Genomic DNA, 11185 nt, shown 5'->3' on the forward strand with positions numbered 1-11185 from the left:
TTGCTTTCCTTTTAGTGGCGGGCAATCGTATAAGTGCGTTTAATTTTGCCTTGCAGTTGAATCAAGCCGTACAACAAAGCCTCCGCAGTTGGTGGACAACCTGGTACATACACATCAACAGGCACAACACGGTCAGCACCACGCACCACAGAATAGGAATAATGATAATAACCACCGCCATTGGCGCATGAACCCATTGACAACACCCAACGCGGTTCTGCCATTTGGTCGTAAACTCGGCGCAATGCAGGTGCCATTTTATTCGTCAAAGTCCCTGCCACAATCATCAAATCCGATTGACGTGGAGACGGACGGAAAATAATCCCGAAACGGTCAAGGTCATAACGCGCCATACCAGCGTGCATCATTTCCACCGCACAGCAAGCCAAACCAAAGGTTACAGGCCACAATGAGCCAGTACGCACATAATTCAACACGGTATCCGCGCTGGCGGTTACAAAACCTTTATTTAAAACGCCTTCTATTCCCATTCCAGCGCACCTTTTTTCCATTCGTAAATAAAGCCCACCGTCAAAACGACAATGAACACGAGCATAGACCAAAACGCAAACGCGCCTGTTTCAGCCATTAAATCTTTGTAAACCACCGCCCACGGAATCATGAACGCGACTTCTAAATCAAACAAAATAAATAAAATGGCAACCAAATAATAACGCACGTCAAATTTCATACGCGCATTTTCAAACGCTTCAAAGCCGCATTCAAACGGCGCGTCTTTTTCAGCGTAGTGGCGTTTTGGGCCAAATAGTGTGCCTAATCCAATAAATAATATGCCTGCGATTAAACCGACAATGGCGAAAATAAGTACAGGAAAATAGTTTTCTAACATTTTGCACCTGTGTAACCGTTAATTTATGTAACTTGCCATTTTAACGAATTTTTCAACTCTTTTAAAGCAATACGGCTGCTTTTTATGACAAAAATATCAATCTTTTCAATGCGGTAATGATAGGCATTCTTATTTGCGTGATTGATTTGTGATTATTGCAAAAGTAATTTAATAACAAAATCAAGGATTCGAATTATTTTGACAATAAAAAGCAGCCTGCACTTTGAACAAATTATGCAGGCTGCTTTTTATATAAATTGAGACAGGTAAAACGATAAGCCGGGTTCTGTCGTTGGACAGTCATTCATCTAGACGTACCGTTGCCAGCACGTTCAAGCAACCTACCCAAACACTCGGCGAGCAGCGTCAATGTGTTCTGTTTGGTCTTGCTACGAATGGGGTTTAGCCTGCCACAAGCTGTTGCCAGTTGCGCGGTGCGCTCTTACCGCACCTTTTCACCCTTACCTATGTTGCAATAATGCAATCATCGGCGGTTTTGCTTTCTGTTCCACTTTCCGTCGTGTTACCACGCCCAGCCGTTAGCTGGCATTCTGCTCTGTGTAGCCCGGACTTTCCTCCCCGTATGCCTTACGCGATACGCGGCGACTGTCTGTTTTACCTGAACGGCAGATTATACGGGGTTTTGCGCTTTTTTGGGCATTTTCAAACCTAACGCCTGAATATTCCCCTGCTCGTCTAACTGTTTCACTGTAATGCAAATGCCATCAAAATCAATTCTATCGCCTGCGACTGGCACATCGCCAAAACGCTCGCGGAACAAGCTGTCTAGTGTGTGCGATGCTTCTTCTGGTGCGACTTTAATGCCATAAGCAAACACCAAATCGCTCAACTGGGCTTCGGGTTTGACCACAAATTCGCCAAAAAAGTGTTGTTCGTGCAGGCTGCCTGCGTCATCGGCAAATTGTCGCGCAAAAGCGTTGCCTTGTTCTTCGTCCAACACATACCATGCGATGTCGCCTGCTTGCATTTGGGTCGCCATGTTTACGGTAATCGGCTCGCCATTTCGGATTAGGCTAAACAAGCGGCTGCCTGCAAAACGGCTATCGCGCGTCATGGCATAGGGGTGACTGCCTTGCGCTTCGGAATCTTGTCCCACCAAAAACGATTGCATGGTCATGGATAGGCGGTCGCTCAACCAAATTTCGCGCACGTTCAGCGGTTCGGGTTCGGGCGGCAACACCATGTCCAACTTTTTGGCAAAAAACGGAATGGTTGTGCCTTGAATCAACAAAGACAAAATCACAACGGCAAACACGACATCAAACAATAATCGCGCGTTTTCTACACCACTCATCAACGGCATAATCGCCAGCGTAACAGGTACTGCGCCACGCAAGCCAACCCAGCTAATGTAGGCGATTTCGCGTTTGCTGTATTTGAACCATTTGATTGATGTGTACACGGCAATCGGTCGCGCCACCAAAATCAAAAAGGCGGCAATCATCAGTGCAGGCTGCCATTGCTCCCACAAGCGAGATGGCGTAACCAATAAACCCAGCACCAAAAACATAGCAGCCTGCGCCAACCATGCCAAGCCGTCCATCACATTCAAAACGTGTTCGGTTGATGAATTACGTGCATTGCCCACCAACACGCCAGCCAAATACACCGCCAAAAAGCCGCTGCCGTCCACCAAATTGCTCAACGCGAACACCAGCACGCCGCCCGATGCAATCATCAGCGCGTATAAGCCTTCTGCCAAGCGGATTTTTGCCAATAACAGCGCGAAAATCTTGCCGCTAACCAAGCCAAACAACAAACCCAAGCCCAGTTGTTGCACCAACATCACCAACGCGCTGCCGAATGTGGTTTGTTCGGGCTGCATAATCAAACTAATCAACACGCTCACCAGCAAAATTGCCATTGGGTCGTTTACGCCGCTTTCCAGCTCCAACGTGGCTTGAATACGCGGATGCAGGCGTACACCGCTGTTTCGCAACAGGGAAAATACCGCCGCCGCATCGGTTGAGCCGACAATCGCCGCCATCAGCAAGCCCAATCGCCAATCCAAACCCAGCAACCAAGTGGCAAACACGCCCAATAAACCCACGCTTGCCAACACGCCCCAACTTGCCAACACCGCCGCAGGTTTGAGCGCGATACGGAATGTGGATAACTTGGTTCGCAAACCGCCGTCCAACAAAATGACCGCCAAAGCAAGCTGGCTGACAAAATTCGCGCCTGCAAAATTGTTGAACGAAATATTGCCAATGCCTTCCTCGCCAGCCAACATACCCACGCCCAAAAACGCCAACAATAAGGGCATACCCAGTCGCGCCGATAGCCTGCTTGCCAACACGCTGGCAAACAGCAAAAACGCCATAATCAAAAATAACCAGTTCATTTGGGTCATGCCAAAATTGCTCCTTATTGTGGTTACAGAAAGTGCAGGCTGCTTTGTTTAACTCAAAAGCAGCCTGCACTGTGTTTAATAGGGCTTATTGTACATCAAACCCCGAATGACGCAACAACGCATCAATTTTCGGTTCGCGCCCACGGAACGCTTTAAAACTTTCAGCCGCGCTGCGACTGCCACCGACCGCCAAAATCTCATTCCAAAATTTCGCGCCTGTGGCTTTCACATCATCGCTTTCTTCAAACGCCGCGTAAGCGTCCGCGCTCAACACTTCCGCCCACGCATAGCTATAATAACCAGCCGAATAACCACCTGCGAAAATATGCCCAAAACTATTCGCAAAACGATTGTATTCAGGCGGTTGAATCACAGCCACTTCCGCACGAACCGCTTGCAACACGTCCGCCCAATTTTGCAGGCTGCCTGAATTTTTCTCGCTGTAAATCAACATATCAAACAACGCAAATTCCATTTGGCGCACCAAAAATAAACCGCGTTGGAAATTTTTTGCCGCCAACATTTTGTTAAACAAACTTTCAGGCAGCGTGTCGCCATTGTCTTCGTGCGCCGACATTTCGCGCAATACGTCAAATTCCCACACGAAATTTTCCATAAATTGACTCGGCAATTCCACCGCGTCCCATTCCACGCCATTGATACCGCTCACGCCCAACTCGTCCACGCGCGTCAGTAAATGATGCAAACCATGTCCTGTTTCATGGAACAGCGTAATGATTTCATCATGCGTCAAACGCGATTCCTTGCTCCCAACTGGCGGCGTGAAATTGCACACCAAATACGCAATCGGCGTTTGAATTTGCCCAGCCTTATCGCCCGACAAGAAACGGCGGCGACCGCGATAATCATTCATCCACGCGCCACCGCGTTTGCCTTCACGCGCAAACAAATCCATGTACACGCCGCCAATAATCGCGCCGCCTTTTTCCAACTCAAAATAACGCACATCTTCATGCCACACAGGAACAGATTTTTCCGTCAAATTCACGCCATACAAACGCTTGATTTGCGTGAATAATCCAGCCAACACCTTGCTTACAGGGAAATATTTTTTCACTTCCGTTTCAGAAAAAGCGTACTTTTGTTCACGCAATTTCTCGCTCGCGTAACTCAAATCCCATGATTGAATGTCAGGCAGCCCCAAATTTGTCGCGGCAAATTCGCGCACTTCCGCCAAATCTTGTTGCGCGAACGGTTTAGCGCGTTTCGCCAAATCGCGTAAAAAATCCAACACTTGCGCTGGTGTTTCCGCCATTTTCGTAACCAGCGACAACGCCGCGTAATTTTCGTAGCCCAACAAATTCGCTTCTTGCAGCGCAATTTCCAAACAGCGCGTAATGTTCGGCGTGTTATCCCATTCCGCCTTGCCCAGCTCACTCGCACGAGTGCAATACGCACGGTAAAGCTGTTCACGCAATTCACGATTGTCCGCGTACTGCATCACGGCGATGTAGTGCGGCATTTGCAAACCGATTTTGTAACCTGATTTGTTTTCGGCTTGCGCGGCTGCCTGAAACATCGCCAACGCATCGTCAGGCAAACCTTGCAGGCTGCTTTCATCATCAAAATACAGCGCGAAATCATCGGTCGCGTCCAACACATTTTGCGAAAACTGCGCCGATAATTGCGCCGATTCCATTTGCAATTTGGCAAATTCCGCCTGTTTTTCGGGCGACAATTCCGCGCCACTCAACACGAAACCGCGCAAATCGTGCGCCAATTTCGTTTGTTGAGTGTTGTTCAATTTGGCAAATTCGGGCGCGTTTTTAATCGCTTTGAAACGCTCGTAAAGTTCAATATCTTGTCCGATTTCCGTGAAAAATACGGTAACTTCAGGCATCAATTCGTTGTAAACGGCGCGAAGTTCGGGCGTATCCACCACGCTATTCAAATGCGCCACCACGCCCCAAATTCTGCCAACACGTTCTGTGATGTCGGTTAATGTTTCTACGGTGTTGAGCCAAGTCGTTTCAGGCTGTGTTTTGATTTGGGCGATTTGTTCGCGGGCTTCGGACATTGCCGTTTGCATAGCTGGTTTGATGTCATCTACGCGGATCTCGTTGTAACGCGGTTCGTTGTCTAAATTTAAAAGGATATTTGCTGACATTTTGTTTTTCCGTTGTTGAAAATAGGTTGCGTTTAAATGGGGCGGATTGTGCAGAAAACAAGGTGCAGGCTGCTTTTTGCGCGAATTTGCCCTACATTAAAGCCATCTTCAACGACCACTTTGGAGTCTATCATGGAGCTAACTTTAAAGGATTCAACGCGCGTGTATAGTGAATTAAATTTGGGGCTGTCCTAGATAACTAGGGAAATTCAAATTAAGTTAGAATTATCCCTATGCGAAAAAGTCGTCTAAGTCAGTACAAACAAAACAAACTCATTGAGCTATTTGTCGCAGGTGTAACCGCAAGAACAGCAGCAGAGTTAGTAGGTGTTAATAAAAATACCGCAGCCTATTATTTTCATCGTTTACGATTACTTATTTATCAAAACAGTCCACATTTAGAAATGTTTGATGGCGAAGTAGAAGCAGATGAAAGTTATTTTGGTGGACAACGAAAAGGTAAACGCGGTCGAGGTGCTGCTGGAAAAGTCGCTGTATTTGGGCTCTTGAAGCGAAATGGTAAGGTTTATGCGGTTACTGTACCGAATACTCAAACCGCTACTTTATTGCCTATTATCCGTGAACAAGTGAAACCTGACAGCATTGTTTATACGGATTGTTATCGTAGCTATGATGTATTAGATGTGAGCGACAAAGCCATTTTAGCTTCGCTGAAACTTCGTTTTCGTATCAATCACAGCACACATTTTGCTGAACGACAAAACCATATCAACGGAATTGAGCACTTTTGGAATCAAGCAAAAACGTCATTTACGCAAGTTTAACGGCATTCCCAAAAAGCATTTTGAGCTGTATTTAAAGGAGTGCGAATGGCGTTTTAACAACAGTGAGATAAAAGTTCTTGTTCTATTTTAAAACAATTAGTAAAATCGAGTTTGTCCTAGTTATCTAGGACAGCCCCTTAAATTTAGATTAGTACAGCGTTTGCCAACTTCCTTATGTACTAGCTGTACACGGCGGTCGTTGTCGCCTTGTCCTAATCTAAATTTAATCCACTATATTATGTAGTCGGCACCCCCATCGCCCAAGTGAAATCGCCCAGCATGGTAAGCGAAGTGTTGCAGCAACGCAGCTTCAATACCGTATGCATTCCTGCACACGTTGCCCCAGCCCAGCTAGCAGCCCTTTTCGCAGGCATAAAAACGCAGCAAAACGTGGACGGCATTATGGTAACCGTGCCACACAAAATCTCGTTCACCGATTTGTGTGATAGCGTATCCGAACACGCCCAATTTTTGCATACCGTAAACGTAGTTCGCCGCAATACCAATGGCACTTGGCAAGGCGATATGTTTGTGGGCGATATCGTGGCGCACCTACCATTGACCGCGTGGATAGAAACCGCGCGCCAACGCGGTTGTCGCACGTCCACAGGTTTGGATATGTTTGCCAGCGTGCGCGATTTGATGACCGATTTTCTATTGAAAAACCATCAATCGCAAAAATAAATTTGATTAAATATGAAAAACTTATTATTTAGCGAGCCAATATCGCTTGCCAAATAATCAAAACTTTGGTTTAATAACGTCGTTTCGCTGCACGGCGAAACGAATGGGTGATTAGCTCAGTTGGTAGAGCGTCTGCCTTACAAGCAGAATGTCGGCGGTTCGACTCCGTCATCACCCACCATTTTTTTGGGCGTTTGATTTATCAAATGTTCATGCGCGGTGGTAGCTCAGTTGGTTAGAGTACTGGCCTGTCACGCCAGTGGTCGCGGGTTCGAGCCCCGTCCACCGCGCCAAATTCCAAACCGTATCTGTCATGGATACGGTTTATTTTTTTGTTGACGTCATATCAATCCAACAAACAAAAAGCAGCCCGCACCTTTTGTCCAAATCTTTGATTTGGGTATATAGTGGATTAAATTTAAATTAGGACAAGGTCGACAACGACCGCCGTGTACATCTAGTACATAAGGGAGTTGGCAACGCTGTACTAATCTAAATTTAATTCACTATAAAAGGTGTATGCCGTAGGCAGGCACAACCTTTTAAACACAAAGTGCAAGCTACTTTTTATTATGATTCTTTTATTCAGGCGATTGTTGCTGTGCTTGCTTATCCGCTTTTTCTGCTTGCGCTGCCCAGTAGCTCGCCAAGATTGAGCCTGAAATATTGTGCCAAACGCTAAACAAGGCACTTGGCACAGCAACCACAGGCGCGGCGGCAAAATGTGCCGCCGCCAGCGTCGCGCCTAAACCTGAATTTTGCATACCGACTTCAATCGCCAGCGTTTTTTGCGCGTCAAACGGCAATTTGCACCAACGAGCGGCAAAAAATCCCAGCAAATAACCCAAGCTATTGTGCAAAATCACTACGCCAAAAATCAACAAACCACTTTCTAGGATTTTGGCCTTGCTCGCGCCAATAATCGCGGCAATAATCAAAATAATGGCAACCACCGACACCAAGGGCAACAATTCGGCGGCGGCTTCGGTTTGTTTTTTGAAGAATTTGTGCGCCAACACGCCCAACACTATCGGTAACAACACGATTTGCAAAATAGACAACAGCATTTTGCTGGGGTCAAATTGCAGCCATTGGTGCGCCAAAACGTAAAAAATCGCAGGGGTAAAAATGGGTGCAAGCAGCGTGGTGATGGACGTTACGCCCACTGACAACGGTACATTGCCACGCGCCAAAAAGGTAATCACGTTGGACGCTGTGCCTCCTGGGCAGCAACCAACCAAAATTACGCCCACGGCAATTTCGGGCGGCAGGCTAAATCCTTTTGCCAACAAAAAAGCGGTTATCGGCATAATCAAAAATTGCGCCAGCACACCTACCAACACGGCTTTTGGGTGGGTGGCAACAATTTTAAAATCGCTGGGTGTGAGCGTTAAGCCCATGCCAAACATAATCACGCCCAACAAATACGGCACGTTGGGCAGCACCCATTTGAATGATTCGGGCGATAGCAATCCCAGCGCGGCAAATAAAGTCGCCCAAATCGTAAAGGTTTTGCCAACAAAATCGCTGATTTTATTTAATATGCTCATGAAATTTTCCTAAACAAAGGGTGGCAAGCATACAAGAATTAACACAGTATAGCAAAGTGAAATTGCAGGCTGCTTTTGTGCGGAATATTCCATACAAAAGCAGCCTGCAATTTATTTATCCCAATCACTCTTCATCTACCACAACCGTTGTCGCGGTTGGCACAACCGACAAATATTTCAGCGCGATAAATTGCTGTTCGGGGTCGATTTCGGTAATCGCCAGCTTGACGGTGGCTTTGGGCGCAATCTCGATTGGAATGCCAGTGGCGCGTGCCGTTAGTGGCAAGCCTTCCAAGCGCACCAAGTCTTCTTTTAGCACCACAGCATTGATTTCGTGCACGTTTTCTTGCACCAGCCACACGGTTGCCCAGTAGTTTTCCATCGTGTCTTGAAACGCGCGATAGGCGTTAAACGCGGCTTCAAACGCGCCCAATGCCACAAATAAATCGCTGTCGTTTTTGGTAAAACGTGGCTCGCTGTCTGGGTCGAGCAGGCTTTGCAGTTGCTTTTGGTTGATGTAGTCGCTGGCACGGCGCAGCGGCGAAGTAAACCAGCCATAATGCGCCACATTCATGCCGATGTGCGGCTCGGAATGCGTGGACATTCGCACGCGACCGCTCGGCTGCACGCGGAATAAACCTGCCAATTCGTTATCGTGCAGCATTTTTGCCCACGATGTGTTCGCCAAAATCATCATTTCGCTGACCAGCGTGTCAATCGGCGAACCGCGTTCACGGCGCGTAATCAGCACTTTGCCGTTGGCATCAAAATCAATGCCGTAATCGTATTTTTTGGGCAAAGTGGGGTCGTCCAAACGGTCGCGCTGGCGTTGCAATTCGCGCGCTAAATCCAGCAAATACAAGCAATCGGCATGGTGGGCAAACTGTGGATTATCCGCGCTGCCTACGCCTGTTTCGCTATTAAAAAATGGTTCGATGTTTTGAATACGCAAATTGGTGGCGATTGGCACAAGCTCAATTTGGCTGGTTGGCTCGGATAACTGCCAATTTTCATCTACATCAAAATAAATGCTGAACGCTGGCACGACTTTGCCCTCGTCCAAGCTGAACGCGCCAATCCAGTTTTCGGGCAGCATGGTGATTTTGTTGGCAGGAAAATACACCGTGCTTAACCGCTGCATGACGATTTTTTCTACATCGCTATTCGGCTCGATGCCCAGCGCGGGGGCAGCGATGTGGATGCCGATGCGCTTGCTGCCGTTGCCCAAATCTTGCACCGACAGCGCGTCATCGACTTCGGTTGTGGATAAGTCGTCAATGGAAAAGGCTTGTACGTTGGCAAGCGGCAAATGTGCAGGCTGCTCTGGTGCGGATAATTCGGGAAAATCCATGCCTTTGGGGAAATATTTGTAGGCAAAGCGTTGCAACAAATATTGTGGTTTGGACGTGATGCCGCCTGTGTGCAACGCCAGTTCGTAGAGCGACAATTTCAGCGCGTCGCTGGCTTTGTGGAATGCTTTGTATGCCAACGATTGCTTGTCGGGGTCGTACAAAATTTGCGGCAATTCGGTGGCAATGGCATCGGGCAAGCGACCTGCAACCATTTCGTCTGCCCATGCTTGGATTTGCGCTTCTTGTTGCGCTTTGTGTTCAATCGTGGCTAGGGCTTGTTTGAGTACGTTTTCGGGTGCGGCTTTGAACACGCCTTTGTTTTTTTTGTGAAAATACATTGGCGCAGCATACAACGCCATCAAAGTCGCGGCTAATTGGGTTTTGCTGGCTTGGTTGCCAAAATATTCTTTGGCGGCGGCTTTGAAGTCGAATTCGTCTTGCCCTACGCAGTCCCACAGCAATTCGGTGTCGATTTCGTTGGCTTCGGCTTGGGCGGTTTGCATGAAGCTGTCCATGCTGCCGTCAAATTCAATAAACGTGTTGGCGGCTTTGACTTTGACGCGCTTGCCGTGTTGCGTGTCGGCTTGATAGGTGCTATCGTTTTTTTGCACGATGCTGGCGACTTTGAATTGTCCGCCGTCTTCATAAAAAATATGGCTCATGGTGTGTTCTCATAATGGAATGGCGCGATTATAGCGGAAAAAGCAGCCTGCACATTTTTATCCAAAGTGCAGGCTGCTTTGATTGTGTCAAATGTTTATCTACGCGCTTCCAATTCCAACGCAGCAATATTGCCCTCACGGTCTTGAATTTGCGCCAAAGCAGCCTGCACTTCTGCGGCATTATTTCGTTTTTGCGCGGCAGACAAACGCACACGCGCTGCTGCCAAAGCCTGACGTTCACGGTTGATTTCTTGCTGCAAAATTTGACGGCGCGTGGGCTTGCTCGGCAAGGTTACTTCCGAAGCAGCCTGTACTCTGGGCGTGTAGCGTGTATGCGTTTGCAGTACAGGGCGCGTAGTCGGTGCAGATGCGGTACTGGACGCGCTAATCGGTTCAATTTCGGTTGGCGCAAAATCGCTGCTTTGCCATGTTTGGGCGATTTCGTTTTGAATGATTTGGGATACAGACAAACTGGGCGCAGATGCCGATTGCGCGTAGAGCAACGGTGCAGATGTCAGGCATAGGGCGGATAAAAATAAACGGGTATTCATGATGATTTTTTGGGGTGGGATAAATAGATTTTCTGCAAAACGAACAATTTATCAGTCGTAAGGTGGGTTTTAACCCATCAATTCGCTCAATATTCACGATTATTGGTGAGATAAGTCCCAGGCCTGACAAGTTTTAAATAATAGCCACAATACGGTCAATGCGATTCGCAAAACGAGCTAACCATGGTTTCCAAGATTTGTAACCGTAAAGCCGTACTATGTTTAACACTAAACTAAATAATATAGAAT

General features: G+C 47.4%; 8 protein-coding genes, 2 tRNA genes, 1 other RNA gene and 1 pseudogene. 4 read left to right on the plus strand and 8 right to left on the minus strand.

Annotation, left to right across the window (positions count from 1 at the left end; translation table 11 throughout):
• Positions 1–11 precede the first annotated feature (11 nt).
• The 5 genes from BQ5809_RS03975 to BQ5809_RS03995 form a co-directional block, all read right to left on the minus strand.
• Complete coding sequence (locus BQ5809_RS03975; RefSeq protein WP_003787993.1) at positions 12–491, minus strand: NuoB/complex I 20 kDa subunit family protein; 480 nt, start codon at positions 489–491, stop codon at positions 12–14.
• Positions 482–850 (minus strand): NADH-quinone oxidoreductase subunit A, encoded by a 369-nt coding sequence (locus tag BQ5809_RS03980; RefSeq protein WP_003787996.1) that lies wholly within the window; start codon positions 848–850, stop codon positions 482–484. The genes BQ5809_RS03975 and BQ5809_RS03980 overlap by 10 nt, the downstream gene beginning before the upstream one ends.
• A gap of 259 nt (positions 851–1109) precedes the next feature.
• Positions 1110–1472: RNase P RNA component class A (gene rnpB / locus BQ5809_RS03985), an RNA gene on the minus strand.
• A 9-nt stretch (positions 1473–1481) separates the two neighbouring features.
• Positions 1482–3224: a potassium/proton antiporter gene (locus BQ5809_RS03990; RefSeq protein ID WP_003788001.1), complete on the minus strand. Its 1743-nt coding sequence runs from the start codon at positions 3222–3224 to the stop codon at positions 1482–1484.
• An 85-nt stretch (positions 3225–3309) separates the two neighbouring features.
• On the minus strand, positions 3310–5352 hold the full coding sequence (locus BQ5809_RS03995) for a M3 family metallopeptidase (protein ID WP_003788002.1): 2043 nt from the start codon (positions 5350–5352) through the stop codon (positions 3310–3312).
• A gap of 233 nt (positions 5353–5585) precedes the next feature.
• On the opposite strand from BQ5809_RS03995, the pseudogene BQ5809_RS04000 reads away from it, so the two are divergent.
• The 4 genes and pseudogenes from BQ5809_RS04000 (at position 5586) to BQ5809_RS04015 (ending at position 7114) form a co-directional block, all read left to right on the plus strand.
• A pseudogene (locus BQ5809_RS04000) lies at positions 5586–6257 on the plus strand (IS1595 family transposase).
• A 144-nt stretch (positions 6258–6401) separates the two neighbouring features.
• Entirely contained in the window at positions 6402–6821 is a 420-nt protein-coding gene (locus tag BQ5809_RS04005) for a shikimate dehydrogenase (RefSeq protein ID WP_003788009.1), read from the plus strand.
• Positions 6822–6926: 105 nt separating this feature from the next.
• Positions 6927–7002 (plus strand) — tRNA-Val (locus BQ5809_RS04010).
• 35 nt (positions 7003–7037) lie between these two features.
• Positions 7038–7114, plus strand: a tRNA-Asp gene (locus tag BQ5809_RS04015).
• A 288-nt stretch (positions 7115–7402) separates the two neighbouring features.
• Here BQ5809_RS04015 and BQ5809_RS04020 read toward each other — a convergent pair.
• From BQ5809_RS04020 to BQ5809_RS04030, 3 genes are all read right to left on the minus strand, one after another.
• Positions 7403–8371 (minus strand): bile acid:sodium symporter family protein, encoded by a 969-nt coding sequence (locus tag BQ5809_RS04020; protein ID WP_003788011.1) that lies wholly within the window; start codon positions 8369–8371, stop codon positions 7403–7405.
• A gap of 124 nt (positions 8372–8495) precedes the next feature.
• Positions 8496–10385 (minus strand): ribonuclease catalytic domain-containing protein, encoded by a 1890-nt coding sequence (locus tag BQ5809_RS04025; protein WP_003788013.1) that lies wholly within the window; start codon positions 10383–10385, stop codon positions 8496–8498.
• 95 nt (positions 10386–10480) lie between these two features.
• On the minus strand, positions 10481–10936 hold the full coding sequence (locus BQ5809_RS04030) for a hypothetical protein (RefSeq protein ID WP_003788015.1): 456 nt from the start codon (positions 10934–10936) through the stop codon (positions 10481–10483).
• Positions 10937–11185 lie beyond the last annotated feature (249 nt).

Source organism: Kingella kingae ATCC 23330, from assembly GCF_900111845.1.
GTDB classification, from domain to species: Bacteria; Pseudomonadota; Gammaproteobacteria; order Burkholderiales; family Neisseriaceae; genus Kingella; species Kingella kingae.